Source organism: Nonomuraea sp. NPDC001684, assembly GCF_053596515.1.
In genome coordinates this window covers 23,624-49,605 of record NZ_JBSFGJ010000008.1, presented here as the reverse complement: position 1 = coordinate 49,605, position 25,982 = coordinate 23,624, and the positions used below count along the sequence as shown (strand labels likewise).

Annotated in this window: 34 protein-coding genes and 1 tRNA gene; 18 read left to right on the top strand and 17 right to left on the bottom strand. The window is 69.6% G+C overall.

Annotation, left to right across the window (positions count from 1 at the left end; all coding sequences use genetic code 11):
• Window positions 1-159: 159 nt before the first annotated feature.
• The 8 genes from ACWCSD_RS03345 to ACWCSD_RS03310 all read left to right on the top strand — a co-directional run bounded on the left by ACWCSD_RS03345 (window position 160) and on the right by ACWCSD_RS03310 (window position 5,818).
• The gene (locus ACWCSD_RS03345) at window positions 160-585 is read left to right on the top strand and encodes a plasmid replication, integration and excision activator (protein ID WP_397154035.1); all 426 of its coding nucleotides are present in this window, start codon (window positions 160-162) and stop codon (window positions 583-585) included.
• Window positions 586-852 carry a hypothetical protein gene (locus tag ACWCSD_RS03340; protein ID WP_397154037.1) on the top strand — a complete coding sequence of 89 codons (267 nt, stop codon included), beginning with the start codon at window positions 586-588 and terminating at the stop codon, window positions 850-852. It abuts the gene before it with no gap.
• The gene (locus ACWCSD_RS03335; protein ID WP_397154039.1) at window positions 849-1,163 is read left to right on the top strand and encodes a hypothetical protein; all 315 of its coding nucleotides are present in this window, start codon (window positions 849-851) and stop codon (window positions 1,161-1,163) included. The genes ACWCSD_RS03340 and ACWCSD_RS03335 overlap by 4 nt, the downstream gene beginning before the upstream one ends.
• A gap of 84 nt (window positions 1,164-1,247) precedes the next feature.
• Complete coding sequence (locus ACWCSD_RS03330) at window positions 1,248-2,666, top strand: FtsK/SpoIIIE domain-containing protein (protein WP_397154041.1); 1,419 nt, start codon at window positions 1,248-1,250, stop codon at window positions 2,664-2,666.
• A complete protein-coding gene (locus ACWCSD_RS03325; protein ID WP_397154043.1) occupies window positions 2,663-2,818 on the top strand; it encodes a hypothetical protein in 156 nt (51 codons plus the stop codon). Before ACWCSD_RS03330 ends, ACWCSD_RS03325 begins: the two co-directional genes overlap by 4 nt.
• Entirely contained in the window at window positions 2,815-4,419 is a 1,605-nt protein-coding gene (locus ACWCSD_RS03320) for a replication initiator (protein WP_449912749.1), read from the top strand. The genes ACWCSD_RS03325 and ACWCSD_RS03320 overlap by 4 nt, the downstream gene beginning before the upstream one ends.
• Window positions 4,416-4,607 carry a helix-turn-helix domain-containing protein gene (locus ACWCSD_RS03315; protein ID WP_397154047.1) on the top strand — a complete coding sequence of 64 codons (192 nt, stop codon included), beginning with the start codon at window positions 4,416-4,418 and terminating at the stop codon, window positions 4,605-4,607. The genes ACWCSD_RS03320 and ACWCSD_RS03315 overlap by 4 nt, the downstream gene beginning before the upstream one ends.
• Complete coding sequence (locus tag ACWCSD_RS03310) at window positions 4,604-5,818, top strand: tyrosine-type recombinase/integrase (protein WP_397154049.1); 1,215 nt, start codon at window positions 4,604-4,606, stop codon at window positions 5,816-5,818. Before ACWCSD_RS03315 ends, ACWCSD_RS03310 begins: the two co-directional genes overlap by 4 nt.
• A gap of 61 nt (window positions 5,819-5,879) precedes the next feature.
• Here ACWCSD_RS03310 and ACWCSD_RS03305 read toward each other — a convergent pair.
• Window positions 5,880-5,952 (bottom strand) — tRNA-Thr (locus ACWCSD_RS03305).
• Between the two features lie 20 nt (window positions 5,953-5,972).
• Window positions 5,973-6,944, bottom strand: coding sequence for a 23S rRNA (guanosine(2251)-2'-O)-methyltransferase RlmB (rlmB, locus tag ACWCSD_RS03300; RefSeq protein WP_352322330.1), 972 nt, complete (start codon window positions 6,942-6,944; stop codon window positions 5,973-5,975).
• A 427-nt stretch (window positions 6,945-7,371) separates the two neighbouring features.
• Here rlmB and ACWCSD_RS03295 point away from each other — a divergent pair, with 427 nt between their 5' ends.
• Both ACWCSD_RS03295 and ACWCSD_RS03290 read left to right on the top strand, forming a co-directional pair.
• Window positions 7,372-8,136: a methyltransferase domain-containing protein gene (locus ACWCSD_RS03295; protein WP_449912746.1), complete on the top strand. Its 765-nt coding sequence runs from the start codon at window positions 7,372-7,374 to the stop codon at window positions 8,134-8,136.
• A 76-nt stretch (window positions 8,137-8,212) separates the two neighbouring features.
• Window positions 8,213-8,545, top strand: a complete 333-nt coding sequence (locus ACWCSD_RS03290) for an NIPSNAP family protein (protein ID WP_449912744.1) — start codon at window positions 8,213-8,215, stop codon at window positions 8,543-8,545.
• A 46-nt stretch (window positions 8,546-8,591) separates the two neighbouring features.
• On the opposite strand, the gene cysS is transcribed toward ACWCSD_RS03290, so the two are convergent.
• Together cysS and ACWCSD_RS03280 are read right to left on the bottom strand one after the other, a co-directional pair.
• Complete coding sequence (cysS, locus tag ACWCSD_RS03285) at window positions 8,592-9,983, bottom strand: cysteine--tRNA ligase (protein WP_397154057.1); 1,392 nt, start codon at window positions 9,981-9,983, stop codon at window positions 8,592-8,594.
• Between the two features lie 43 nt (window positions 9,984-10,026).
• Window positions 10,027-10,413 carry a PPOX class F420-dependent oxidoreductase gene (locus tag ACWCSD_RS03280; protein ID WP_449912741.1) on the bottom strand — a complete coding sequence of 129 codons (387 nt, stop codon included), beginning with the start codon at window positions 10,411-10,413 and terminating at the stop codon, window positions 10,027-10,029.
• Between the two features lie 59 nt (window positions 10,414-10,472).
• Here ACWCSD_RS03280 and ACWCSD_RS03275 point away from each other — a divergent pair, with 59 nt between their 5' ends.
• A complete protein-coding gene (locus ACWCSD_RS03275) occupies window positions 10,473-11,501 on the top strand; it encodes a DUF2637 domain-containing protein (protein ID WP_449912739.1) in 1,029 nt (342 codons plus the stop codon).
• Window positions 11,502-11,606: 105 nt separating this feature from the next.
• Here ACWCSD_RS03275 and ACWCSD_RS03270 read toward each other — a convergent pair whose 3' ends face one another.
• The 4 genes from ACWCSD_RS03270 to ACWCSD_RS03255 form a co-directional block, all read right to left on the bottom strand.
• Window positions 11,607-11,876, bottom strand: a complete 270-nt coding sequence (locus tag ACWCSD_RS03270) for a GlsB/YeaQ/YmgE family stress response membrane protein (protein WP_352322341.1) — start codon at window positions 11,874-11,876, stop codon at window positions 11,607-11,609.
• A gap of 98 nt (window positions 11,877-11,974) precedes the next feature.
• Entirely contained in the window at window positions 11,975-12,265 is a 291-nt protein-coding gene (locus tag ACWCSD_RS03265) for a GlsB/YeaQ/YmgE family stress response membrane protein (RefSeq protein ID WP_352322343.1), read from the bottom strand.
• A gap of 187 nt (window positions 12,266-12,452) precedes the next feature.
• Window positions 12,453-12,923 (bottom strand): 2-C-methyl-D-erythritol 2,4-cyclodiphosphate synthase, encoded by a 471-nt coding sequence (gene ispF, locus ACWCSD_RS03260; protein WP_358289293.1) that lies wholly within the window; start codon window positions 12,921-12,923, stop codon window positions 12,453-12,455.
• A 17-nt stretch (window positions 12,924-12,940) separates the two neighbouring features.
• Entirely contained in the window at window positions 12,941-13,423 is a 483-nt protein-coding gene (locus ACWCSD_RS03255) for a CarD family transcriptional regulator (RefSeq protein WP_043624891.1), read from the bottom strand.
• 251 nt (window positions 13,424-13,674) lie between these two features.
• Between ACWCSD_RS03255 and ACWCSD_RS03250 the strand changes: the two genes are divergently transcribed.
• Entirely contained in the window at window positions 13,675-14,256 is a 582-nt protein-coding gene (locus ACWCSD_RS03250; protein WP_397154064.1) for a copper chaperone PCu(A)C, read from the top strand.
• A gap of 55 nt (window positions 14,257-14,311) precedes the next feature.
• Here the strand turns inward: ACWCSD_RS03250 and ACWCSD_RS03245 are convergent, their stop codons facing one another.
• Together ACWCSD_RS03245 and ACWCSD_RS03240 are read right to left on the bottom strand one after the other, a co-directional pair.
• Window positions 14,312-15,004, bottom strand: a complete 693-nt coding sequence (locus ACWCSD_RS03245) for a response regulator transcription factor (RefSeq protein WP_352355444.1) — start codon at window positions 15,002-15,004, stop codon at window positions 14,312-14,314.
• Window positions 15,001-16,173, bottom strand: coding sequence for a sensor histidine kinase (locus ACWCSD_RS03240; RefSeq protein ID WP_387679874.1), 1,173 nt, complete (start codon window positions 16,171-16,173; stop codon window positions 15,001-15,003). Before ACWCSD_RS03240 ends, ACWCSD_RS03245 begins: the two co-directional genes overlap by 4 nt.
• Before the next feature lie 132 nt (window positions 16,174-16,305).
• On the opposite strand from ACWCSD_RS03240, the gene phoU reads away from it, so the two are divergent.
• Both phoU and ACWCSD_RS03230 read left to right on the top strand, forming a co-directional pair.
• The gene (gene phoU / locus ACWCSD_RS03235) at window positions 16,306-16,950 is read left to right on the top strand and encodes a phosphate signaling complex protein PhoU (RefSeq protein ID WP_352355448.1); all 645 of its coding nucleotides are present in this window, start codon (window positions 16,306-16,308) and stop codon (window positions 16,948-16,950) included.
• 201 nt (window positions 16,951-17,151) lie between these two features.
• The gene (locus ACWCSD_RS03230; RefSeq protein WP_397154067.1) at window positions 17,152-17,889 is read left to right on the top strand and encodes an SAM-dependent methyltransferase; all 738 of its coding nucleotides are present in this window, start codon (window positions 17,152-17,154) and stop codon (window positions 17,887-17,889) included.
• 27 nt (window positions 17,890-17,916) lie between these two features.
• Here ACWCSD_RS03230 and ACWCSD_RS03225 read toward each other — a convergent pair whose 3' ends face one another.
• The 6 genes from ACWCSD_RS03225 to mshA form a co-directional block, all read right to left on the bottom strand.
• Entirely contained in the window at window positions 17,917-18,123 is a 207-nt protein-coding gene (locus ACWCSD_RS03225) for a hypothetical protein (RefSeq protein ID WP_352319699.1), read from the bottom strand.
• A gap of 338 nt (window positions 18,124-18,461) precedes the next feature.
• The gene (locus tag ACWCSD_RS03220) at window positions 18,462-18,899 is read right to left on the bottom strand and encodes a PIN-like domain-containing protein (protein WP_397154069.1); all 438 of its coding nucleotides are present in this window, start codon (window positions 18,897-18,899) and stop codon (window positions 18,462-18,464) included.
• A 9-nt stretch (window positions 18,900-18,908) separates the two neighbouring features.
• On the bottom strand, window positions 18,909-19,634 hold the full coding sequence (locus ACWCSD_RS03215; protein WP_397154071.1) for a DUF433 domain-containing protein: 726 nt from the start codon (window positions 19,632-19,634) through the stop codon (window positions 18,909-18,911).
• Between the two features lie 196 nt (window positions 19,635-19,830).
• The gene (locus ACWCSD_RS03210) at window positions 19,831-20,574 is read right to left on the bottom strand and encodes a phosphoglyceromutase (RefSeq protein ID WP_352355458.1); all 744 of its coding nucleotides are present in this window, start codon (window positions 20,572-20,574) and stop codon (window positions 19,831-19,833) included.
• Window positions 20,575-20,613: 39 nt separating this feature from the next.
• A complete protein-coding gene (locus ACWCSD_RS03205) occupies window positions 20,614-21,093 on the bottom strand; it encodes a type III secretion system chaperone family protein (protein ID WP_357967206.1) in 480 nt (159 codons plus the stop codon).
• A 42-nt stretch (window positions 21,094-21,135) separates the two neighbouring features.
• A complete protein-coding gene (gene mshA / locus ACWCSD_RS03200; RefSeq protein ID WP_358289301.1) occupies window positions 21,136-22,413 on the bottom strand; it encodes a D-inositol-3-phosphate glycosyltransferase in 1,278 nt (425 codons plus the stop codon).
• A 94-nt stretch (window positions 22,414-22,507) separates the two neighbouring features.
• Here mshA and ACWCSD_RS03195 point away from each other — a divergent pair, with 94 nt between their 5' ends.
• Window positions 22,508-23,254, top strand: coding sequence for an SDR family NAD(P)-dependent oxidoreductase (locus ACWCSD_RS03195; protein ID WP_358289304.1), 747 nt, complete (start codon window positions 22,508-22,510; stop codon window positions 23,252-23,254).
• A gap of 5 nt (window positions 23,255-23,259) precedes the next feature.
• Window positions 23,260-24,051: a class I SAM-dependent methyltransferase gene (locus ACWCSD_RS03190; RefSeq protein WP_449912731.1), complete on the top strand. Its 792-nt coding sequence runs from the start codon at window positions 23,260-23,262 to the stop codon at window positions 24,049-24,051.
• Between the two features lie 38 nt (window positions 24,052-24,089).
• On the opposite strand, the gene ACWCSD_RS03185 is transcribed toward ACWCSD_RS03190, so the two are convergent.
• Complete coding sequence (locus ACWCSD_RS03185) at window positions 24,090-24,599, bottom strand: O-acetyl-ADP-ribose deacetylase (RefSeq protein WP_397154076.1); 510 nt, start codon at window positions 24,597-24,599, stop codon at window positions 24,090-24,092.
• Window positions 24,600-24,687: 88 nt separating this feature from the next.
• Here ACWCSD_RS03185 and ACWCSD_RS03180 point away from each other — a divergent pair, with 88 nt between their 5' ends.
• Together ACWCSD_RS03180 and ACWCSD_RS03175 are read left to right on the top strand one after the other, a co-directional pair.
• Entirely contained in the window at window positions 24,688-25,044 is a 357-nt protein-coding gene (locus ACWCSD_RS03180) for a BlaI/MecI/CopY family transcriptional regulator (RefSeq protein WP_352319711.1), read from the top strand.
• Complete coding sequence (locus ACWCSD_RS03175) at window positions 25,041-25,946, top strand: M56 family metallopeptidase (RefSeq protein WP_397154079.1); 906 nt, start codon at window positions 25,041-25,043, stop codon at window positions 25,944-25,946. Before ACWCSD_RS03180 ends, ACWCSD_RS03175 begins: the two co-directional genes overlap by 4 nt.
• Window positions 25,947-25,982: the final 36 nt, after the last annotated feature.

The following is a 25,982-nucleotide window of genomic DNA, read 5'->3' as shown; positions in this document are numbered from 1 at the left end:
TTCAGTACCAGCAGGGACACAATATGACATCGCGATCTCTCTCTTTGGTCAGATCGCCGTCACCTTTCTCCTCGACACTTGACCTACCAAGTTTGATCGGCCTACTCTCAGAGCATCACTTGATAGGTCAAGTGTCAGACATTCAAGAGAGGAGCCGTCATGGCTCTGCAAGGCCCTATCCCCGTCACCTTCGCCATGGTCTTCCCGCACGGCTGCTACATCGTCGGCGAAGTCGAGCCCGTCAAGGACTTCGACGCTTCGTCCAACGGCCGGTTCGTGCAGGCCCGCGACAAGCAGACCTCTGAGCTGGTCTGGCAGGTCGCGGTCATGGACGGTGACCCGACTCTCAAGCCCGCCCAGAAGACCGTCGCGGTCAAGATCCTCGCGCCGGTCCAGCCGGTGCCCCCGCAGCCGATGCCGGGGCTGCCGTTCACGCCGGTCGAGTTCAACGGTATGTCCGTCACGCCCTACGTCAACGCAGCCGGACGCCTCGCCTACTCGATCAAGGTTCGCGAGATGTACGCGCCTCGCCAGACTGCCCAGCCCGCTCAGAACAAGGCTTCGGCCGGAAAGGACGCCGCCTAAATGACCCGACGCCGTACCCCGCGCAACAGCGTGATCCGGCTGACCACCGGGCACGCCGCCCGTACCCTCAACCACCCGTTCCCGCGTCGTGAGCCCGTGTTGGCGCTCGACTTCGGCGCCACCTCCGTCCTGGTCACCACCAACGGACCCGTGACCGTCGAAGACCTGGAGTTCGCCCGCCAGCTCGCCCACGCGGCCAACCGCTTCGCCCGCTCCATCGAGCGCAGCTTCTACGGCCTGCCCGACGGCAAGGGGGTGGCGGCATGAGCGAGCGCAAGCCCTACACCTACGTCACCTTGTCCATGGACGCCGACTCGGCACCGCATGTCGGTGTCTCGTTCCACACCTCGCGTCTGAAGGTCCGTGCCGGGCTGCTGCTCAGCAACCCGCGCCCGTACCTGGACTTCGCCTCGCCCGAGGCGAACGTGCACATCTCCACCACCGGAGCCGGGCCGGTCACCGACGCCGACCTGAGCACCGCCCGCGAGATCTTCACCGCCGCTGCCCGCTACCTGGCCGACTGTGAGCAGTTGCACGCCGAACAGGCCGACAAGGACGCCACCGACCCTGCGACCTGACATGAGGCGGGGCCGCTGGAAGCGGCAACTTCCGGCGGCCCCTCGGTTCTCCCCTGACTCCACATCACGAGAGGTTTCGAGCTTATGTTCAAGCGGCTGCCTGGCGACGAGGCGCGCAACCTCGTCTCCACCACGCCCGACACGGCCGTCGTCTTCCGCCCGGCCGTCGTCAAGACACCCGCCATCATCACCTTCATCATCTACATCTGGCGCTTCCTGTCCGCCCTCGTCCGCACGACGTGGCGGCATCCGATCGCCGCCGCCCTGCCCGTCGCCCTAGGTGTCGCCTGGTACTGGTACGGCTGGCCCGCCACGGCATCCACGCTCGGCTTCGCCGTCCTGTCCCTGCTCGCCTGGGCCTTCACCGAGCCCGACTCCTTCTCGCGCCTCGTCGGCTTCCGCCTGCTGGCCTGGTGGCGGCTGATGTCGGTCTACCGCCGACACTGGCAAGCCGTCATGGAGGTCTCCGGGCTGGCCAAGCGCATCAACGGCCGGGCCTACATGCCCCGCCTGATGAAGGTCCAGTGCGACGGCTGGGCCGACCGCGTCACCGTCCGGATGCTCGCCGGTCAGGCGGTCAAGGACTGGTCCGACCGCATCGACAACCTCGCCCAAGGCTTCGGCACCACCTCGTGCCGGGTCGCGCTCATCAAAGGCGGCCGGTTGCTGCTGACGTTCCCACGCAGTGATCCCCTGGCCGCTCCCATGCCCGCCCTTCCCATCCCGAACGAACCATCAGTCGGCCCGGTCGAGATCGGCAAGCAAGAGGACGGCCGACCGCTCCGGCTCAAGGTCCACGGCACCCACGTCCTGATCGCGGGCGCGACCGGGGCCGGCAAAGGCTCGTTCCTGTGGGACACGATCCGCGGCTTGCTCCCCGCGATGCGGGCGGGCCTGGCCGAAGTCTGGGCGCTCGATCCGAAGCTGATGGAGCTGTCCTTCGGGCGTGAACTGTTCCAAGGCCGCTACGCCGCCGACCCGTCCGACTGCGCCGATTTGCTCGACGAGGCCGTCTCCATCATGCAGAAGCGGGCCGCTCGCTTCGCCGGCCTCCAGCGCTCCCACGTCCCGACCGTTGAGGACCCGTTCGTCCTGGTGCTCGTCGACGAGGTCGCGTTCCTGACCGCCTACCAGCCCGACAAGCATCTCCGGCAACGCATCTCCGCCGCCCTGGCCACCCTGGCGACCCAAGGCCGGTCAGTCGGTGTTGGCGTCATGGCCGCCCTCCAAGACCCACGCAAGGAAGTCATGAACATCCGCAACCTGTTCCCCGACAAGATCGCCCTCCGCCTGGACGAGTCCGAACAGGTGGACATGGTCCTCGGCGACGGCTCCCGCGACCGAGGCGCACTCGCCGACCACATCTCACCCATCCCCGAACAAGGGGCCGGCATCGCCTACATGCGGCTGGAGACCTCACCAGAACCGATCCGCGTCCGCGCCGCCTACGTCTCCGACGCCGACATCCGCGACATGGTCGCCTACTACCGGCAGGCCGCATGACGCTCTCTCACCTGCTCGACGGCCTGCGCTGTGCCACCTGCCTCGCCCTGAACGTTCTCCGCCTCGACCCGGTCCGCGCCCTGGTCGAGTGCACCGAGTGCGGCCAGACCGCGCTCATCGTCCCCGACCCCGACGAAGGGAGGACCGCATGACCCATGCGCACGACCGCGCACTCCCCCGAACCATCCGCCAGGCCATGCCGATGGCCCGCGACGTACTGGTAGAAGTCGCCAAGCAACACGGCGTCTGCATCCGCCCCATCCCGCTCAAGCGCCTCGACACCGTCACCGGCAAATCCGAGATCATCGACGTACCGTGCGGCGCCACCCTCGACAGCAAGTGCCCGCCCTGCGCCACACGCAACAAGCAGCTCCGCAAGGCCCAATGCCGCGAAGGCTGGCACCTGGAGACCGAACCTGCCATCACACCCGACGACCCGAACGAAGAGCAGCGCTGGCTGATCGAGTTCCGCGCCGACATGCAGGCCAGACGGGATGCCGCCGAACAGGCCGGCGACGACACCACCGAACTCGACGCGATCATCACCGGCCTCGACGAGGAGATCAACGCCGCAGGCATGCGCGGCAACATCCTCGGCCGTACGACCACCAAGCGCTCCCGCTCCACCAGACGCCGCCAGGACGCGCCCGACTTGCCCAAGCGCAAGATGACCAACACGACCCTCGGACGCACCTTCCAAGGCACGGACGGCAAGACCTACCGCCCGTCTCTGTTCGTCACGCTCACCTTGCCCTCGTACGGCAAGGTCCGCGACGGCGCCCCCATCGACCCCGACACCTACGACTACCGCCGCGCCGCACGAGACGCCCTGCACTTCTCCAAGCTCATCGATCGCTTCGTGCAGAACCTTCGCCGCGTCGCGGGCTACGACGTGCAGTATTTCGCCTCCGTGGAGCCTCAAGAGCGGCTCGCGCCGCACCTGCACATGGCCATCCGTGGAACGCTCCCACGCGCCGAGATCAAGCAGATCGCCGCCGCCACCTACCACCAGGTCTGGTGGCCACAGGCCGACGAAGTCATCTTCGACGGCGACCACCTACCGATCTGGGAAGACGGCACCGGCTACCTCAACTCGGCTACCGGCGAGGGTCTGCCCACCTGGGACGACGCCCTCGACGAGGACGCCGCCCCCCTCCACGTCATCCGCTTCGGCGACCAAGTAGACGTCCAAGGCGTGCTCGCCGGCACCCCAGACGCCGACCAGTGCATCCGCTACCTGTCCAAGTACCTCACCAAGTCCATCGGCGACGCCCTGGACGGCGGCCAGGCCCAGCACCAGCACGCCACCCGCATGCTGGACGCCCTCCGCTACGAACCCTGCTCACCCATCTGCCCGAACTGGCTCCGCTACGGCGTCCAGCCCAAGAACGCCAAACCGGGCATGCTCCCCGGCCGCTGCCGCAGCAAGGCCCACAAGCCCGACCACCTCGGCTACGCAGGACGCCGCATCCTCGTCTCCCGCAAGTGGAGCAACAAGACCCTGGCCGAACACAAGCAGGACCGCCGCACCTGGGTCCTGGAAGCCCTCGGCCAGACCGACGAGACACCAGACCCACACCGCTACGTCTGGAGACCCGTCCCAGCCGGAGACGCCAACGTGCCACCACTCGCCATCCGGCTCCTGCGCACCGTGGCCGAACGCCAACGCTGGCGGACCCACCTTCGCGAACTGGAAGCCAGAGCAACCGGACAAGATCTTTCGGCAACCGAGGACATGGGGAGGGCCGCATGACCACGAATGTCGCCCCTCTGCTCCTCCGTCCCGAAGAGGCGGCCGAACACCTCGGCATCGGCCGCACCAAGGTCTACGAACTGATCCGCTCCGGCGCGCTCCGATCGGTACGCATCGGCACCCTGCGCCGCGTCCCGGCAACAGCACTCACCGAATTCGTCACCCACCTCGAAGAGGAAACCGCATGAGCACCAGGAAGCGCGGCCAGAACGAAGACTCGATCTACAAGGACGGCGACCGCTGGCGCGGGGCGGTCTCACTCGGCTACGGCCCGGATGGCAAGCGCACCCGCAAGAAGGTTTCCGGCAAGACCCGAGCCGAAGTCGTCGAGAAGGTTCGCAAGCTCAAGGAGACCCTGGCTAAGGGCGCTCCGGTACCGGATGACCGGCTGACGGTCGGCGCGTTCCTCGATCGCTGGCTGCTCAACCTCCCCGGCCACATCGCCGATGGGACCCTGGACGACTACGAGGACACAGTACGGCTGCACCTGAAGCCCGGTCTGGGCCGTCACAAGCTGACCAAGCTCACCGTGGCCCAAGTCGATGCCCTGTGGCAGGCCAAGCGCACGGCGGGATACAAGGCGAACAGCGTCCGCAACATGCGTGCCGTGCTGCGCAAGGCCATGGGCCAGGCTGAGCGGGAGGGGCTGGTCATGCGGAACGTCGCGGCCCTGTCCATGCCTCCGCGCGTCCCGGTCGAGGAGGGCCGGACGCTCACTGTCGATGAGGGCAAGATGCTCCTCAGCACAGCAGCCGATCATCGTATGGGCGTCCTGGTCCTCCTGGCCCTCGTCTTCGGACTGCGTCGCGGCGAAGCACTCGGACTCATGTGGAACGCCTTCGACCCGGACGCCCGCACCCTCCGTGTCACCCACTCCGTCAAGCGACTCAAGAACCGCGACCCGAACACCACGACCAAGACCCGCATCGTGATCAGTGAGCTCAAGACCAAGCGATCACGCCGTATCCTCTGCCTTACTCCCGAGCTGATCGAGGCGATCAAACGACACAAGGCCGCGCACAACCAGGAACGTCTCAAGGCCGGCGAGGGGTGGACGGAGCACGGGCTGATGTTCCCGACGGCTTTCGGCAATCCATCCGACCCAGACACCTTCTCGCACCTGTTCTCCCGCCTGGCCAAGAAGGCGGGCCTTGGCCACTGGCACCCCCACGAGCTCCGCCACTCCGGCGCATCGCTCATGCTGGCCCAGGGCACGCCGCTGCACGTCGTGTCCGAAGTCCTCGGCCACGCCAGCATCTCGATCACGAAGGATGTCTACGGCCATCTACTGGAGGGCGACCGGCGCGCGGCCACGGAAGCCATCTCCAGCGCCCTCCTGGGCGGACAGGATCCGGTGGCTCCCAAGGTGGCTCCCAAAGGCGCCGAAGACACCGGTTGAAGGTCGGAATACAAAAGGCCCCTGACGGCATAAAGCCTGCTCAGGGGCCTTTCGCTTGCAGAGCCGACGAGGGGAATCGAACCCCTGACCTTCTGTTTACAAGACAGATGCTCTGCCGATTGAGCTACGTCGGCACGGCCTACCAGTGTAGACGCTAGCGGCGCCTGTGACGAGCGACCTCGTACAGTGCCACACCGGCGGCGACTCCCGCGTTGAGGGATTCCGCGGCGGCCTGCATGGGGATGCGGACGACCACGTCGCACTGCTCCCGGACCAACCGGCCGAGCCCCTTCCCCTCGGAGCCCACCACGACCACGAGCGGCTCGGCGAGGAGGTCGGCGTCGCCGATGTCGATCTTTCCGGCGCCGTCGAGGCCGACGATGAAGAGGCCGGCTTCGCGGTATTCGCGGAGGGCGGCCGTCAGGTTGGAGGCGCGGGCGACCCGCAGCGTGGCGAGCGTGCCGGCCGAGGTCTTCCAGGCGCCACCCGTCACCCCGGCCGAGCGGCGGGACGGGATGAGCAGGCCATGCGCGCCGAACGCGGTGGCGGAACGGGCGATGGCGCCCAGGTTGCGCGGGTCGGTGACCGAGTCGAGCGCCACGATCAGCGGGACCTCGGCCGCGTCCTGGGCCAGTTCGACCAGCTCGGACGGATGCGCATAGTCGTAGGCGGGGATCTGGAGCGCGATGCCCTGGTGGACGACGCCCTCCGTCATCCGGTCGAGCTTGTCGCGGGTGACTTCGAGCAGCGCGATCCCGCGCTCTGCCGCGATCTTGATGGAGTCGCGTACGCGGTCGTCGTTCTCGACGCGCTGGGCCACGTAGAGGGCGTTGGCGGGCACCCCGGCCTGCAGCGCCTCCAGCACCGGGTTACGGCCGCCGATGTATTCGGGGGCGTCCTCGGAACGCTTCTGCCGGGCCGGGCCGCTGCCCGGACGGCGCGTCTCGCCGCCGCGGTCCTCCCTGGCGATGCGCTCGGACCTGGCCTTGTCCTTGTACCAGTGGCGCATCTCGGCAGGCGGCGTCGCGCCCCTGCCCTCGAGCGACCGGCGCTTCTGGCCCCCGGTGCCCTTGGAGGGGCCCTTCTTCTTCGCGGGCCTGCCCGATGCCCTACCGCCTGCTGCCATGCCATCAAGGGTATCGGCCCGTCGACCCACCCGATCCCGCCGGGCAAGCCCCCATCCGATCCCGCCGAGAAGGACCGCGTCCGCACACTGACGTCCGCACACGACCGGCCGCGGCACACCCGGCGAGCCGCCTGCCCTCAGGGCGCACGTAGCGCGCCGCTCACCACCTCACCGAGCGTCTTGCGTCAGCACATCACCACAAATCGCCTCATCGGGCCGCATGCGAGATCGGGCCGCACGCGACGCCGTGACCGCACATCGCGACGACCGCAGGCCGCCCGCCCTCTCCCAGCAGAGCACCCAAAGCGTCCCCAAACCGCCCCCGCACAGCCCCCCGCACAGTGCAAAAGGCGCCCACCTCGAACCGGCCCCAGACGACTCCGAATGCGCCCACCCCCACCCCAAAGGCCGGTTATGGTCCTTGGCCATGACTGAGTCCGCCTACCTCCAAGCCACCCGAACGGCCTACGACACCGTCGCCCGCGAATACGCCGACCTGCTGAGGAACGAACTCGACACCAAGCCCCTGGACCGGGCCATGCTGGGAGCGTTCGCCGAGCTCGTGCAGGGCCCGGACGCCGGAGAGGTGGCCGACCTGGGCTGCGGACCGGGCCGCGTCACCGCCCACCTCCACGCCCTCGGGGTGAACGCCTTCGGCATCGACCTGTCGCCAGGGATGATCGACGTCGCCCGCCGGAGCCACCCCGGCCTTCGCTTCGAAGTGGGTTCCATGACCGCGCTGGACCTGGCGGACGCGTCCCTGGCCGGGGCCGTCGCGTGGTACTCCACCGTCCACACCCCGCCGGAGCTCCTGCCGACCGTGTTCGCCGAGATCCACCGGGTGCTGGCGCCGGGCGGCCATCTGCTGATCGCGTTCAAGGTCGGCGACGAACGCCGCCACCTCAGCCAGGGCTACGGCCACAAGCTGTCCCTGGACGTCTACTGGACTCCCCCGGAGCACATCGCCGACCTCCTCGCCAAGGCCGGCCTGTCCCTGGACGCCCAGCTCATCCGCGAACCCGACGAGAGCGAAAGACCCCGCTCAGGCCGCCAAGCCTTCTTCCTGGCCCACAAACCAACCGACAAACCAACCGACAAACCAACCGACGAACCGACCGCCAAGCCGATAGACAAGCCGGAAACCCCAAACTCCATCAGCCAGCCCCCCGAGCACGAGCCCCGAGAACACTGACGGAAGATGTCAGCGACCACCGACTAACGTGCCCGCCACCCAGCACCACCCCGACCATCCCCCAGGGAGCAGCCGCATGATCCTGGAGATCCGCACCTACCGCCTCAAACCCGGCACCCGCGCAGACTTCCTCCGGATCATGCACGAAGAAGCCCTCCCCCTCCTGGCGAAGGCCGGCATCGACGTGGTGAGCAGCGGCGCCTCCCTCGTGGACGAGGACGGCCACGAGGAGGCGTACCTCATCCGCGCGTTCCCCTCGAAACAGACCCGCGACGAGCAGGAGGACGCCTTCTACACCAGCCCGGCATGGCACCAGGGCCCGCGTGAGGGCATCGTCTCGCGCATCGACGGCTACCACACGATCGTGATCGAGACCACCGACGCCGCCGTCACGGCCCTCCGCGGCTGACGGCGGACGCGAAAGGCGCCCGCCGTCACTCAGGAGCGGCGGAAGGTCAGCGGGCCAGCTCCCAGCGGGCGCCGTGCGGCGTGTCCTCGACCGTGATGCCCGCCGCGGCGAGCTGGTCGCGGATCGCGTCGGCCGCCGCGTAGTCCTTACGGGCCCGCGCGGCCTTGCGCTGCTCCAGGGCCACCGCCACCAGCGCGTCGACCACCGGCGACAGGTCGGAGCCGCTCCCGCGCCACTGCGGCGAGCGAGGGTCGAGGCCGAGCACGTCGAGCATGTTCTGGGTCTCGGCGAGGAGGCGCGCGATGGCCTCCTTGTCGCCCCGCGACAGCGCCACGTTGCCCTCGCGCACCACCTCGTGCACCACGGCGAGCGCCTGCGGCGTGCCGAGGTCGTCGTCGAGCGCGTCGGCGAACGCCTGCGGAAGGGGCGCGTCGGCGTCGACGTCGTGGATCACCTCGGCGGCGCGGGTGACGAAGCCCTCGATCCGCTGGTAGGCCGCCGCCGCCTCCAGCAGCGCCTCCTCGGAGTACTCGATCGAGGAACGGTAGTGCGGCGCGGCCAGGTAGTAGCGCAGCTCCACCGGACGCACCTTCTGCACCATCTCGGGGATCAGCAGCGAGTTGCCGAGCGACTTGCTCATCTTCTCGGCGCCGATCTTGAGCATGCCGTTGTGCATCCAGTAGCGGGCGAAGCCGTCGCCGGCGGCCTGCGACTGGGCGATCTCGTTCTCGTGGTGAGGGAAGATCAGGTCGATGCCGCCGCCGTGGATGTCGAACGTCGGCCCGAGGTACTTGGTGGCCATCGCCGAGCACTCCAGGTGCCAGCCGGGACGCCCGAGCCCCCACGGCGTGGGCCAGGTCGGCTCGCCCGGCTTGGCGCCCTTCCACAGGGCGAAGTCGCGCGCGTCGCGCTTGAGCGACTCGTCGTCGGTGTCGGCCGCGGCCCGCATGTTCTCCAGCTTCTGGTTGGAGAGCTTGCCGTAGTGGTCGGCGTAGGACTGGACGCTGAAGTAGACGTCGCCGCCCGAGGCGTAGGCGTGGCCGCGCTCGATCAGCCGCTCCATCAGCGTGATCATCTCGGGCACGTGGCCGGTGGCCCGCGGCTCGACGGTGGGCGGCAGGCAGCCGAGCGTGTCGTAGGCCCAGGTGAAGGCCCGCTGGTTGCGCTCGGCGATCACGAACCAGGGCACGTCCTCCGCGGCCGACACTCTGATGATCTTGTCATCGATGTCGGTGACGTTGCGGCAGAACGTCACGTCGTATCCGGAACGCGTGAGCCAGCGCCTGAGCACGTCGAAGTTCACGCCTGAGCGGATGTGCCCGATGTGCGGAGGAGCCTGCACGGTGGCCCCACACAGGTAAATCGACGCCCGGCCGGCTTCGACCGGAACGAATTCACGGATGGCGCGCGTGCTGGTGTCGTAGATGTGCAGGCTCACGAAGGCAAGGCTAACGCCTCGGGGGCTCTCGTAGGCCGATTACTCAGCCTCGTACCGTGACCTTGTCGGGACGGATCCGGATGATCAGGCGCTCGGTGCCCGGCTTGTCCTTCCACGGCTCGCCCGTGTACTTGTGGGCCAGCTCCTGGATCAACGCGCCCTCGGGGTCCTCCTCGATCGTCACCCGGCCGCGCACCTCCAGGTAGCGATAGGGATTGCCAGGGTCGATGACCAGCAGACTCGTCCGCGGGTCGCGCTCGAAGTTGCGCGGCTTCACCCGCCCCCGGACGGTCGAGAACAGGACGTCGTCGCCGTCCGTGCGCACCCACACCACGGTCGACTGCGGTCCGCCGTCGGGGTTGAGGCTGGTCACCGTCGCATGATTCGGGGCATCCAGGAGTTCGCGCGCTTCTTCCGGCAGCTCGGGCATGTGTCTCCCTCGATCGGTCGTGATCCCCATTCTTCTGTAGTCTCGAAGGCGCCATGGACGTGACTCCCCCCTCTACGCTCCGTCGCCTGGGCATCGCCCTGGCCGGGCTCGCGGTGGCCGCTCTGACCGGAGCCGCCTGCGCGCTGTCCTTCGACGATCTGCGCGCGCTGGCCGTCACCGGCGAGGCGCGGCAGGACCTCGCCTTCCTCTATCCGGCCGCCTTCGACGCGCTGCTCGTGGTCGCGCTGCTCGGCGTGCTGCTGCTGCGCCCCGCCCGGCCGCTGGTGCGGGCGCAGGCCGCCACCGTGCTGGTCCTGCTCATCGTGGCCGCCGCGGCGGCCAACGTGGCGACCGCGCTGCGGTTCACCTTCGACGCGCGCCAGGTGGCCGTGGGCGTGGCCCTGGCGCCCTGGGTCATGCTGGCCGTGGCCCTGTGGCTCTGGCTGCTGCTGATCAAGCACGTCCAGGCTCACCGGGGCGCGGCACGCGAGGAGGCGGACGACGACGACTTCGTCCCCTTCCACCCGGGCCGCGCGGCCGACACGCCGCCGCCGCTCGTGACCGAGGCGCCCCCGCCGGTGCTGGAGTCCACGCCGCTGGTGGGGCCTACGGCCGCGCCGGAGACGCCGCCGGTCCCGGCCCAGGTGTCCGAGTGGCGGGCCGTGCAAGAGCCCGAACCCGAGCCTGTACGAGCCCCTGAGCCCGAACGAACCCCTGACCCCGAACCGGAACCCGAACCGGAGCCCGAGCCCGAGCCCGACCCGGAACCGGAACCCGAGCCGGAACCGGAACCGGAACCGGAACCCGAGCCGTTGAGGCGGCCGGTCCGGTGGGGCGACCGGGTGAAGCCGACCGACGTCCTGGTCCACCCCCGCACCGACACCCGGGCCACCGACACGCGCGACGTCGACACCCAGCCCGTCCCCGTCATCGAGGACGACCGCCGGACCCGCCCCGCCGCCGACGAGCCCCGGACGCCCCAGAGCGACTCTGAGGCCACCGCGCCCCACCCGGTGATCCACGAGGACACCCAGGCCCCCTCCGGCCGCCTGCGCAGCACTCCGCGCCCGCCGGACCCCGAGGAATAGCGGGCCAAGCCACGAAGAAACGCGAGAAGCACGAGAGGCCCGTCCGGGATGATCCCGGACGGGCCGTTTCGTGTGCGTCTATCTCGTCTACACCCCTGGCGCCCGCTAGACCCTGGAGCCGCGGCGTAGGCCGGCGACCAGGCCGACACCGACGATCGCCAGGACGACCTGCATCACGAGCTCGATCCAGTCGATGCCGGGGGTCGTCTCGACGCCGAGCACCTGGGCGATGAGGGTGCCCAGCAGGGCGGCGACGATGCCGACGACGATGGTGAGGATCCACCCGATGGCCTGCCTGCCGGGCAGCAGCAGGCGACCGATTGCGCCAATGACGGCGCCAATCACGATGGCGCCAAGGATGGACTGAATGGTCATGACACGAAACCTCCCCGTGAGAGTGAGCCGTTCACTCTCACGGGGAGCTTCGCTACCCGATCGCCGGCGATTATGCGCCGGCTTTACGAACGAGCAGGTCAGGTCGTGGTTCGGCCGGTGCGTCCACCGCGTCCTCCCCAGCCCATCCGCGTCACGAGGAGCACGCCGACCACAGCCAGGACGAGCTGGAGTATGTGTTCGAGCCAGTCGATGCCCTTGGTGTCGGCCCAGCCGAACGCCTGGGCGATCAGGGTGCCGATCAGGGCGGCCACGATGCCCACGATGAGCGTCAGGCCGATGGACATGTTCTGCCTGCCAGGCACTATCAGCCGGGCCAGCGCACCGACGATGGCGCCGATGACTACTGCGGAAACGATCGCGCCGATCATGTGTAGCTCCCCCCGAGACGTTCACATGTCTTAGATGGGGACATACCCGACACCTGGGGAAACTACCCCCTGAGGAAGGCGGCGGTCCGTACCGCGCCAGTGACGAACCGCCGCCCCCACAGTTGGCGGGTTCGGCGACGACCCGCCGGGACACCCTCACGCATCCCACACATAAGACGCTGAATGCCTAGGAAAGGTTGACCACGAGGGCCGTGGCGATGGCGGCGATCCCCTCGCCGCGCCCGGTGAGCCCGAGCCCGTCGGTGGTGGTGGCCGAGACGCTCACCGGCGCCCCCACGGCGCCGCCGAGCGCCAGCTCGGCCTCGGTACGCCGAGGAGCCATCTTGGGACGGTTGCCGATCACCTGGACGGCCACGTTGCCGATCTCGAAGCCCGCCGCGCGCACCTGGCGGGCGGTCTCCTCCAGCAGGGTGACCCCGGAAGCCCCGGCCCAGCGGGGATCGGACGTGCCGAACAGCCCGCCCAGGTCGCCCAGGCCGGCCGCGGACAGCAGCGCGTCGCAGGCGGCATGCGCGGCGACGTCGCCGTCGGAGTGGCCGTCGAGCCCGATCTCGGCCGGCCAGTGCAGGCCGGCGAGGCTGAGCTCACGCCCCGAGTCCGCCGAAGCGAACGGGTGGACGTCGACTCCGACGCCCACCCGTGGAAGATTCGTGTTCAGGAGTTGAGAACCTCGTCGAGCAGGGCCTCAGCCTTGTCCTCATTGGTCTTCTCGGCGAGCGCGAGCTCGCTGACGAGGATCTGACGAGCCTTCGCGAGCATGCGCTTCTCGCCCGCTGACAGGCCGCGCTCGCGGTCGCGACGCCACAGGTCGCGAACCACCTCCGCAACCTTGTTCACATCGCCGGAGGCGAGCTTCTCCAGATTGGCCTTGTAACGGCGCGACCAGTTGGTCGGCTCTTCCGTGTGCGGCATCCGAAGAACATCGAAAACCCGCTCAAGGCCTTCCTGGCCGACGACGTCGCGCACACCGACGAGTTCCGCGTTTTCTGCTGGCACCTGGACGGTAAGGTCGCCCTTGTCGACCTTGAGCACCAGGTAGGTCTTTTCCTCACCCTTGATGGATCGCTTCGTGATTGCTTCGATCCGAGCAGCCCCATGGTGGGGGTAGACGACAGTGTCGCCGACCTGGAAAGTCATGTGACAAGTACCCCTTCCGCTGTACTCCAGGGTACCACGCATCCACAGGCTCCCGGAACAGTGAAATCCTCATAACTGCAGGTCAAAGCCGCATATTGGGGCTTGACAAGTCCTCGACCGTATGAATCGCATTTCCGGACATAGCGAATGACCTGCAGGGGTGCGGATATGACCATGGATTCAGGTGGATATGGTAGGCGCTGCCCAACACCCCATGCGCCATACCGCGCAAGAGCAAGGAGAACCCGCACGTGACCAGCCGTCGCTGGATTGTCGTAGCCGCCGCGTTCTTGGCAGCCCCCGTGCTCGCGGGCTGCGGGGCAGGATTCGACGCCAACACCAACAAGCCGTACGCCCCGAACGAGGCGGTCGCACTCATCGACCAGGGTGCTTATGGCACGCGCGGCATTCACATCCCGCAGGCGTTCATCCTCGGCCCCGACTCCGGCGCCCAGCTCCCGTGGCGCGGTTCAGCCCCGATCTACCTGAACATCCTCAACACCGCGGGCGCCGCCGACACGCTCCAGGCCGTCTCCGCGGGCTCGGTGGGGTCCGTGAAGGTCGCCGCGCCGATCCAGCTTCCCCCCAACCAGCTCGTCAACACCGGCAAGCCGCAGCCCCAGCTGATGCTGGAGAGCATCTCCACGAGCCTCAGAGGCGGCGAGAGCGTGCGTCTGGACCTCCAGTTCGCCAACGCCGGGACAGTGACCCTGACCGTCCCTGTGGTCACGCGCAGCCGTGAGTTCAAGGACTACCCCGCCGCCCCCAACGCCACCCCGGTCGCGACGCCCTCGGCGTCGCCCACCCCGACGGCCACCGAAGAGGCCCACTGACGGCATGAGAGAACCCTTGTTCTGGTACGAACCCACGTACCAGAACAAGGGTCGTTCACTCCTCGGCGGCGTCGAACTTGTAGCCCAGGCCGCGCACGGTGAGGATGCAGCGCGGGTTCGACGGGTCCGCCTCGATCTTGGCCCGCAGGCGCTTGACGTGGACGTCGAGCGTCTTGGTGTCGCCCACGTAGTCGGCGCCCCAGACGCGGTCGATGAGCTGGCCGCGGGTGAGCACCCGGCCGGCGTTGCGCAGCAGCACCTCCAGCAGCTCGAACTCCTTCAGCGGCAGCTGCACCTGCGCGCCGCGCACCGCGACGACGTGGCGGTCGACGTCCATGCGCACCGGGCCCACGGCCAGGACGGCCGTCTCCAGCTCCTCCACCACGTCGCCCTGACGGCGCAGCACCGCGCGGATGCGGGCCACCAGCTCCCGCGAGGAGAACGGCTTGGTCACGTAGTCGTCGGCGCCCAGCTCCAGGCCCACGACCTTGTCGATCTCGCTGTCCTTGGCGGTCAGCATGATGACCGGCACCTTCGAGCGCTGCCGCAGCGAGCGGCACACCTCGGTGCCCGGCAGGCCGGGCAGCATCAGGTCGAGCAGCACGAGGTCCGCGCCGTTGCGGTCGAACGTGTCGAGCGCCTCGGGCCCGGTCGCCGCGACCGACACCTCGAAGCCCTCCTTGCGCAGCATGTAGGACAAGGCGTCGGAGAAGGACTCCTCATCCTCAACCACTAGAACTCTGGTCATTTTGCGGTCTCCAGGGGAATCGAGGGTGGTACTGCCACCGCCGTGCCGCCGAAGGCGGGCAGACGGAGGGTGAAGGTGGAGCCGGAGCCTTCCTTGCTCCAGACGGACACCTCGCCCGCGTGGGCCGCGGCGACGTGCTTGACGATGGCCAGGCCGAGCCCGGTGCCGCCGGTCGCCCGTGACCTGGCCGCGTCGACGCGGAAGAAGCGCTCGAAGATGCGCTCCAGAGACTCCTCGGGGATGCCGATGCCCTGGTCGCTGACGCTGATCTCGACGGAGTCGCCGGCCGGACGGACGCTGACCACGACCCGCGTGTGCTCGGGGCTGTAGGCGACGGCGTTGTCGATGAGGTTGCGCAGGGCGGTGACGAGCAGCTCGTCGTCGCCCCAGATGCGCAGGCCCTCGGTGCCGCCGGTGACCAGCGTGATGTCCTTGGCCACCGCCTTGGTGTTGCAGTGGTCGATGGCGTCGTGGACGGCCTCGTCGATGGCGACCTGGCCCGGGGTGGGGATGGGCTCGGCGCCCTGGATCCTGCTCAGCGTGATCAGGTCCTGGACCAGGTAGGTGAGCCGGGCGGCCTCGTGCTGCATGCGCCCGGCGAAGCGGGTGACCGCCTCGGGGTCGTCGGCGGCGTCCTGGATGGTCTCGGCCAGCAGGCTCAGCGCGCCCACGGGGGTCTTCAGCTCGTGGCTGACGTTGGCGACGAAATCGCGGCGCACCGCCTCGACCCTGCGCCGCTCGGTCTGGTCCTCGGCCAGCACCAGCACCTGGCCGTAGGAGCCGAGGGGGGCGACGCGGACGGCGAAGTTCGTCGTCTCCTGGCCGAACTTGTGGCCGGCGACGTCGATCTCGCTCTCGCGGATCTCGCCGTCGCGGCGTACCTGTCTTGCCAGTGCGAGCAGCTCCGCGGCCATCAGCCTGTCGCCCTTGACCAGCCCGAACGCGCGCGCGGCCGAGCTGGCGCGCAGCACGCGGTCGTGCGCGTCGAGCACGACGGCGGACGAGGGGAGCACGGCGAGCACGGAGGCCACGCCCTGCGGCAGCGCCGCTCCGGTCTCGACGCCGTCGGCTGAATCGGTCCTCTTCGGAGCCTCGATCTGGTTCCGGTAGAACAGGACCGCCAGGGCTCCCACGACGAACCCGGCCAGGGCCGCGAAGCTCATGGCCATCTCACTCATGCCTCCGATGGTAGGTGGCGAAGCCCAAGGGACAGACCTCTCACCTGCGGATGAACGGCCCTTTCCTGGAAAGTTCATCTCGCAGTAGAGGTTCGTTCATCGAGTGGCACGTACGGTGACGACATGCGCGACGCGTACCATGAAGAACTTGATCTCCTGACGGGCAAGCTGGTCGAGATGACGAGGCTGGTCCGCTCGGCCATCTCCCGTGCCACCACGGCCCTCCTCGACGCCGACCTCCAGCTCGCCGAGAGCGTCATCTCCCGCGACCAGGAGGTGAACGCCCTCTTCGCCGACATCGAGACGTCGATCTTCGAGCTGATGGCCAGGCAGCAGCCGGTCGCGGTGGACCTGCGAATGGTCATCACGGCGCTGCGCATGGGCACCGACCTCGAACGCATGGGCGACCTCGCCGTCCACGTGGCCAAGGTGGCCCGGCTGCGGCACCCCGACTCGGCGATTCCGCCCGAGACTCGCTCGACCATCGTGGAAATGGGGCAGATCGCCGAGAACCTGGTCACCAAGGCCGGGAGCTGCGTGGCCTCCAGGGACGTTGAGTCGGCCCTTGAGCTGGAGGAGGACGACGACGCGATGGACCGGCTGCACCGCCGGCTGTTCCGCAACATCCTGGCCAAGGACTGGCAGCACGGCGTGGAGCCGGCGATCGACATCACACTGATCGGCCGGTACTACGAGCGGTACGCCGACCACGCGGTGCGGGTGGCGCGGGACGTCGTCTACCTGGTCACCGGCTCCCGTCCCAGCTGACGGCCTCCCGGAGGCGAGCTCTTCACCCGGACGCAGCGGGCGGCACCTGTCGGGGGGCCGCCCGCTTCGCACGTCCCCGGCCGGGCAAGGGGCGATCCGGCGGGACGAACAGCGGCAAGCAGCGACAGACGCCCGCCAAGCGCCCTGTCTCCTGGCCAAAAGCGGATGCGGTGACGTCTGCGCATGTGGCAGGCTCCGCCGGTGAATCGTGAACAGATCTCCCGACTCGCCCACGCGGACCATCCGATCGCGGCTCCGCTCGACGACGACTCGGTGCGCCGCCTTCTCGACCGCGCCCTCCCCCAGGGCGGCTCACGCGTGCTCGACCTCGGCTGCGGCGGCGGGGAGTGGCTGCTGCGCGCGCTGGGCACGCGTCCCAAGCTGCAGGCGGAGGGCGTGGACATCGCCGAGGGCTCGCTGGCGCACGCCCGCGAGAGCGCGGAGGCGCTCGGCGTCCACGACCGGCTCGTCCTCCATCGTGCGGACGCCGCCGAGTTCACCTCGCCGCACGCGTTCGACCTGGTGATCAGCGTCGGGGCGACGCACGCGTTCGGCGGCCTGCCGCCCACGCTCGCGGCGGCGCGCGAGCACCTGGCCCCCGGCGGGCGCGTCCTGGTCGGCGACGGTTTCTGGGCCGGGGAGCCGTCCGCCGAGGCGGTGGAGATGCTGGGCGAGCTCACCGGCCTGCCGGCCCTGATGGACCGCGTCACCGCCGACGGCTGGACGCCGGTGCACGGCCACATCAGCACCCGCCAGGAGCTCGACGACTACGAATGGGCCTGGACGGGCTCGCTGGCGTCCTGGGCTCTGGACAACCCCGACCATCCGGACAGGTGCGAGGCCCTCACGACGGCCGACACCCACCGCGCCGAGTGGCTGCGCGTCTACCGGGACGTCTTCGGGTTCGTCACCCTCGTCCTGCGCCCGACGTCCGACTGACGGGCCGCGCCCGCTCCTCGGTCGACGTCAGGAGGCCGCCTGCCGGCTCCTGCACACATGCCGCCGCGCCAGCTCGGCCCAGACCGCGGCGGCACGGGCGTACGGGCCCCTGGCGGTCTCCTCGTGGTCCCCGCGCTCGGTGACCCGCCGCACGAAGAACTGCGCCGCCTCGAAGCACAGGACGTACTCCTCGCAACAGGACGCTTCGACCACGCGTACGAGCCCGCGCGACACATGGGGCTCCCACGTCGGCACGTCAGACCGTCCCGCCCGGAACGCGGGCTTCCCCGGCGGACGGAAGGGGGCAGGAGCGCTCAGCTCTGGCAGAGGTGCTCACATCCCCGAAAGCATAGGCACCTCGCCCCAAGCCGGCCCACACATTTCAGTGTCCGGCATCAGTGACATACCTTCCTCGCCCCCGCCCCCCAGCCCCAAGCCCTCGCCCATCGCGGACGTCCAGGCAGGTGACGCTGGTATGACAGCGCCGATCCGCCCTCAAGAAGGGCGGCGTCGGCCGCTGCACGGCTGCATCTCGACACAGCATCGAGACCGGCACCTAACAGTTTTCGTGGTCACGCCCCATCGACGGGATAGCGCAATCGGGCTCGCCGCAGCCCCTCGTGACCGACCGCGAAAACGAACGGCTCGATCACCCGCCTCACGACATGGACGATCTGAGCCTCGTTGCCGAGGAAGGCCGCTGCCATCTCCTTCCCGACCATCCTGGCGTTCGCCAGCGCGAATATGCGCGCGCCGCTCGTGTAGATGACGCGCGCTTCCACCAGGTTCCGGGTGATTGCAAGGTCCTTGCACAACAGGATGTCGCCGCGAATCGTGGCTTCTTCGATCCACTGAACGTCAGCGATGCGTTGGGAGGCGTCCGCCCCGTAGCGCTCATCCATCGTTTCCAGGACCCAGCCGGCCTCGCGCAGGGCTTGGGGGACGATGCGGGAGCCTAATCCGCGGTCCAGGAAGAAGGTGAACCCGGAGGCGCGCGCATCGTCCGTCATGCCTTCCTCTCACGCCGCCTGCGGCAGAAGACCTTCGACCTCGTCCACTTGGAGGTCGTAGTCCTCGGCCACTTCTCGGCTGTCCTCACCGGCCCGCAGGCGGTTGAGCACGTCGGCGACACGGACGCCTCGTCGGGCGACGGTCGGCTGACCGCCGTTGATCCAGGAGTCGACCGTGACCGCCACGCGGTCGTAGCCCGGAAGCTGGATCACTTTCATCCAACCGTCCACGTAAGTGACGCGTCGCAGGTAGTCACGGACGATCGGCCGGAACACCTGCTGACCGCTGCGTACCACGACCAGCCCGTCGACCGCCTCGCGCTCCACGGGATCGTCGGTGTGCTCCCTGAAGTCCCACAGCACCTCAGCGCCGTCGGTCATCAGCCGCTCGCTGGCCAGCGCCTGCTCCAGCCCGATGTTCTCCTCAAGCCAGCGAATGGCCGGCCTGATGCGCCGCATCGGAACGTCTGCCCTGCGGAAGGCGGCCAGCATGTACGCCTCGGCCAGACCGACGAACGGCACGGTCGGCCCCTGTGCGCCGGCGGTCGTCACCAGGGGCTCGACCGCCACCGTGACGCCGTCCATCCGCTTGTACGCGTAGCCGACGGACCAGTTGCGGAAGGATTCACGCGGAACGCCGATCAGGTCTGCCGCCTGGCTCTTGCTGTACAGGGGGGTGACATAGCGGAAGTCGCTGATCAGCCCACTACGTGGAACGTGGTCGCGCGGTTCCATCAGAGTCCTCTCCCTTCAGGCTCAGCCTAGGGAAATCCGCGACCGGATGCTCGCAATCTCCCGTCCTTCAGATCGATCATCCACGCTCCGGCGCAGGCACCGTCGTCCCGACACGTCACGAGGGCGCACGCAGGCCCAGGCCGGGAGAGCACGAGGGGACGGGAGAGTCCCCTCGCGCGCCCGAAGGGCTGTGGGGTCAGCGGCCCTGGTTGGCCACTGCTTCGATGGCGGCCTTGGCGGCCTCCGGGTCGAGGTAGCGCCCGCCGCGCACCTGCGGCTTGAAGTCGGCGTCCAGCTCGTACGCCAGCGGGATCCCCGTGGGGATGTTGAGCCCGGCGATGTCGTCGTCGCCGATGCCGTCGAGGTGCTTGACCAGGGCCCTCAGCGAGTTGCCGTGCGCGGTCACCAGGACCGTGCGCCCCGCGGCCAGGTCGGGGACGATCTCGTCGTACCAGTACGGGAGCATGCGGTCGACGACGTCCTTCAGGCACTCCGTGCGTGGCATGAGCTCCGGCGGCAGGAGGGCGTAACGGGGGTCGCCGGCCTGGGAGTACTCGTCGTCGTCGGCGATGGGCGGCGGCGGCACGTCGTACGAGCGGCGCCAGAGCATGAACTGCTCGTCGCCGAACTCCTCACGCGTCTGGGCCTTGTTCTTGCCCTGCAGGGCCCCGTAGTGGCGTTCGTTCAGCCGCCAGCTGCGCTTGACCGGGAGCCAGAGCAGGTCGGCCTCGCCCAGGGCGAGCTGGGCCGTCTGGATGGCCCGGGTCAGGAGGCTGGTGTGCAGGACGTCGGGCCGCAGACCGGCCTCCTGCAGGAGCCGGCCGCCGCGCCGGGCCTCGTCCTCGCCCTTGGCCGACAGGCTGACGTCCACCCAACCGGTGAACAGGCCCTTCGCGTTCCAGTCGCTCTCACCGTGCCGTAGCAGCACCAAAGTCGCCATGCGGCCAATCCTATGGCCGCCGCCCGGAGCGCCGGCAGGTCACTGCCCGGGGTCGGCGAATCGGGCGAAAGCCTGCAGGTTGGCCAGGGATTCGCCGCGTTTGGCACGCCACTCCCACTCCCGCCTGATGGAGGAGGCGAAGCCCAGCTCCAGCGCCCGGTCGAACCAGTCGTCGGCGTACGTCAGCACGCAGCCGAGCAGCCGGTCGACCTCCTCCTCGCTGACGGCGGCCAGCGGCACCCGGCCGACCAGGTAGACGTCGCCGACGGGGTCGAGGGAGAAGTGCACGCCGTACATGGCGCCGTTCTTGCCGAGGAGCCAGCGGTAGAACTCCTCGTGGTTCTCGTCCGGCTGGCGGCAGAAGAACGCCTCGACGTGCAGCACCCGCTCGCCGACGATCAGCCAGGTCATGGTGGCGAGCTTGTGCTGTCCGGGCAGCTTGACCAGGAACGCCCCGGGCCGCGGCTCGTCGTAGGAGACGTCCGCGGCCTTGAGCGCGGCTTCGACGACATCGCGCATGGGATACAGCTTAGGAGCGCGCGACGTGAGGCCGTCCAGCCGCTAGAAGTTGAGCGCCACGGGCACCTTGTGCAGGTTCGCGACGGCGCCCGCGTACACCTCCATGAGCCGGCCCGCCGTCGCCTGCCAGCCGAAGGCGGCCGCGTGCGTGCGCGCCCCCCGCGACAACTGCTCACGCCAGTCCGGCAGGGTGACCAGGCGGTGCAGGACGCGGGCCCATTCGTCCGGGTCGTGCCCGTCCACCAGCACGCCGGAGACCCCGTCGTGGACGGCGGTGCGCAGCCCGCCCACGGCCGCGGCGGCGACCGGCGTCCCGCAGGCCTGCGACTCCAGGGCCACGAGCCCGAACGACTCGCTGTAGGACGGCACGACCGTCACGTCCGCCGCCCGGTACCAGTCGGCCAGTTCCTCCTGCGGGGCCGGCGGCACGAGCCGGACGACGTCGGAGATGCCCAGCTCACCGGCCAGTTCGGTGAGGATGGACGGCCGGGCGAGCCCGTTGCCCGACGGCCCGCCGACGCAGGCGACGACCAGCCGGCCGCGCAGCGAGGGGTCGTCGATGAGCATGCGCGAGGCCGCGCGCAGCAGCACGTCGGGGGCCTTGAGCGGCTGGATGCGGCCGACGAACAGCAGCACGCGGGCGTCCTGTGGCAGGCCGAGCCGCTGCCGGGCGGCGCCCTGCGAGGCGGGCTGGAAGACGGTGAGGTTGACGCCGGGGTTCACGACGGCCACGCGCTGTGGGGCGGCGCCGTACAGGTCGATGAGCTCGCGGGCCTCGTCGGCGGTGTTGGCCACGAGGCGGTCGGCGATCTCCACGACCTGTTCCTCGCCCACCACGCGGGCCTGCGGCTCCGGCTTGTCGTCCTGGGCGAGCAGCAGGTTCTTGACCTTGGCCATGGTGTGCATGGTGTGCACGAGCGGCACGCCCCAGCGCTCCTTGGCCAGCCAGCCGACCTGCCCGGACAGCCAGTAGTGGGAGTGGATGACGTCGTAGCGGCCGGGGTCGTACATGGCCTCGGTGCGCAGCACCTCGGACAGGAAGGCGCACAGCTGCCCGGGAAGGTCCGCGCGGTCCATCTCCTCGTACGGCCCTGCCGTCAGGTGACGTACCAGGACGCCTGGGGCGAGTTCGGCCACGGGTGGCTGGTCGCGGGCGGTGGCCCTGGTGAAGATCTCCACCTCCACGCCGAGTTGCGCCAGCCTCCTGGCCGACTCGACGATGTACACGTTCATCCCACCGGCGTCGCCCGTGCCGGGCTGGTCCAATGGCGATGTGTGCATGCTGATGGTCGCGACCCGGCTGACCCGTCGTCGCCTCACTCGACATCACCTCCAAGCGGAATACAACTATCCGAATTTTTTCGACATTCCCTGCCGCGGTTCGCACCGCGTCCGCCCTGGCAGGATGAGGGGCATGCAGAGAACGGCAGTGGTGACCGGCGCGAGCGGCGGGATCGGCGAGGCGACCGCGCGGCGGCTCGCCGCTGAAGGTTACGTGGTGGTGGCGGGCGCACGACGCCGCGACCGGCTGGACAAGCTGGCCGCGGAGGTGCCCTCGATCAGGCCGGTGACGCTCGACGTGACCTCTCAGGAGTCGGTTGACGCGCTGGTCGGCTCGCTCGACCGCTGCGACGTGCTGGTCAACAACGCCGGTGGCGCGCTCGGCATGGAATCGGTCACGGACGGCCTTCTGGACGACTGGCAGCAGATGTACGACACGAACGTACTCGGCTCCCTACGCATGACCCAGGCGCTGATCCCCAAACTCGTGGAGTCGGGCGACGGCGTGCTGGTGATGCTGACCTCGACCGCCGCCCTGGTCTCCTACGAGGGCGGCGGCGGCTACTGCGCGGCCAAGCACGCCCAGTCCGCGATGGCCGAGACCCTCCGCCTGGAGCTGGTCGGGCAGCCGGTCCGGGTGGTCGAGATCGCGCCGGGCATGGTCAAGAGCGAGGGCTTCGCGGTCACCCGCTTCCGCGGCGACGAGACGGCCGCCGCCCGCGTGTACGAGGGCGTCCCCGACCCGCTGTCCGCCGACGACGTGGCCGACGCCATCGCCTGGTGCGTGACGCGCCCGTCGCACGTCAACATCGACCGCCTGGTGATCAGGCCGCGCGCCCAGGCCGCCCAGCACAAGGTGCACCGCGTCAGCGGCGGCTGAGCCCGATGGCCAGACCGGTCGGCGCGATCACCCGCGGCACGACGTGGCACAACCGGCTGCGCCGGGTCGACCGCTGGACGGCCGCCGTGCACGGCCCGGCCCTGCGCGCCGCCGTCCGCCCGCTCGTCGTCGACCTCGGCTACGGCGCCTCGCACACGACCACGCTTGAGCTGTTCACCCGGTTGCGCGCGGTCGCGCCCGACGTCGAGGTGGTCGGCATCGAGATCGACCCGGCCAGGGTGGCCCTGGCCAAGCCGTACGAGCGGGAGGGGCTGAGCTTCGCGCTCGGCGGCTTCGAGCTGCCCGTCCCGCGCCCGCCGACGCTGGTCCGCGCCTTCAACGTGCTGCGCCAGTACGGCGAGGCGGAGGCGTGGCACTACTGGGACGTGCTGTGCGGCAAGCTGGCCCCCGGCGGCGTGCTGGTCGAGGGCACCTGCTCCGAGACCGGACGGCGGGCGGTCTGGGTGGGCCTGTCCCCCGACGGCCCGCGCACGCTGACGTTCTCCGCCCGGTTCGACGCCTTCGAGCGGCCTTCCGACCTGGCCGACCGGCTGCCGAAGACCCTCATCCACCGGAACGTGCCGGGTGAGCGCATCCATGCGTTCCTGCGCGACTTCGACCACGCGTGGGCGGTCAGCGCCCCTTACGGGGTGCACGGGCTGCGGCAGCGCTGGCTGGCGTCCGTGCGGCTGCTGGCCGGGCAGTGGCCGGTGGCGGTGCGCCCGCCGCTCGGCGGCACGGCCCGCTGGCGGCTCGGCGAGCTGACGCTGCCCTGGTCGGCGGTTGACCCGCGCTGACGGGATCCGAGCCATCGGGAGAGCTGACGGGATCCGGGCTATCGGGAGATCTGTGCGAGGAACACCTCGTAGGCGGCGGTGTCGAACAGCACGAACCTGACCTCCTCCACCGACGTCCCGGCCGCGCGCACGGCGGCGACGGCGATGCGGGCGGCGTCGTCGAGCGGCCAGCCGTAGACGCCCGTGGAGATCGCGGGGAAGGCCACCGTCCGCGCGCCCAGCTCGTCCGCCACCCGCAGCGACTCCTGGTGGCAGGAGGCCAGCAGGTCGGAGCGGTCCTGCGACCTGGAGTAGACGGGCCCGACCGTGTGGATCACCCAGCGGGCCGGCAGCAGCCCGGCGGTGGTGGCGACGGCCCGGCCGGTCGGCAGGCCCTTGCCGTAATGTCCGGCGCGCAGCCGCCTGCACTCCTCCAGGATCGCCGGCCCGCCGCGGCGGTGGATGGCGCCGTCGACGCCCCCGCCGCCGAGCAACGAGGAGTTGGCCGCGTTCACGATCGCGTCGGCCCGCTGCTCGGTGATGTCGCCCTGCACCAACGTGACATTCATCTCACCGAGCCTGCCAGGCGGGGTTCCGCGCCGCCACTTGCCGCTCCCGGATGCCAGCTCGACGCTCTGTAGAGCTACCCTGAAGGGCGTGAAGGGTCTTGGCGAGCTTGAGCGCAGCATCATGGACATCCTCTGGGCGGAGCACAACCCGCTGACCGCCCGCGAGGTCGGCAGGCTCATTGCCGATCGCGACCTCGCCCCCACGACGGTGATGACCGTACTCGACCGCCTCACGCGCAAGGGCTTCCTGGAGCGCACCAGGGACGGCCGCGCGTGGCGTTACGAACCGGCCGCGAGCCGTGACGCCTACATCGCCGAGCTTATGCTTGAGGCGTTGGACCTGACGGGCGACCGATCGGCCGCCCTGACCCGCTTCGCCCAGGCCGTGTCGGGCCCGGAGGCGGAGATCCTGCGGAGAGCTCTCACGGAGCTGGAGGAAGAGTGATCACGGCAGCGGTGCTAGCGGCGCTCGCGACGGCGTGCGCGCTCGGCTCCTGGCGTTTCACGACGGCCCGGTGGACCTCCCGTGCCCCGAGGCTCGCCATCATCGTCTGGCAGTCCCTGGGCGTGGCCTGGGGCCTGGCCACCACCGGCGCCATGCTGGCCTACGCGGTCCTGCCCTACAACGTGGGCGTGCTGCCGGGGCTGATCGCCTTCGCCCGCGGCGAGACGCCGGTCGAGGCGTGGGACCCGCTGCACGTGCTGGCCATGATCGCCGGTCTCACGTCGCTGGCGGTGCTGGTCGTGGTGCTGCTGACGGCCGGCGTGCAGGCGTTGCGCGCGCGGCGGCGGCATCGCGTGCTGCTCGCGCTGATCTCCCGCGACGATCCGGGCGTGCCGGGGGTGCGGGTGCTCGACCATCCCAGCGCGGCGGCGTACTGCGTGCCGGGGTTGCGCTCGCAGGTCGTGGTCAGCGCGGGCGCGCTTGAGCTGCTGTCGCCGGACGAGATGGCGGCCGTGCTGGCGCACGAGGCCGCCCACGTGCGCGAGCGGCACGATCTGGTGCTGCTGCCGTTCGCCGCGCTGCGCCGGGCGCTGCCCTGGTCGAAGGTGGTGGCCGACGCGCAGGCACAGGTGGAGCTGCTGATCGAGATGGCCGCCGACGACCGCGCCCGCCGCTACTGCTCGCCGCGCAGGCTCGCGACCGCGCTGCTCAGGTTCGGTACGGCCGGCGCCATGCCGACCCCGCAGGGCATGCTCGGCGTGCACGCGCACAACGTCATGGCCAGGGTGGACCGTCTGATCAAGCCAGGGCCGGAATTGTCAGCATTTGTCCGGTACGGCTATCTCGCCCTCTCTGTGAGCTTGCTCACCACCACCCCCTTCCTGTGGGTCTACCAGCTCTGACTGCTTGCAGGTGTTAGCCGTTCCGTTTGCAATTGC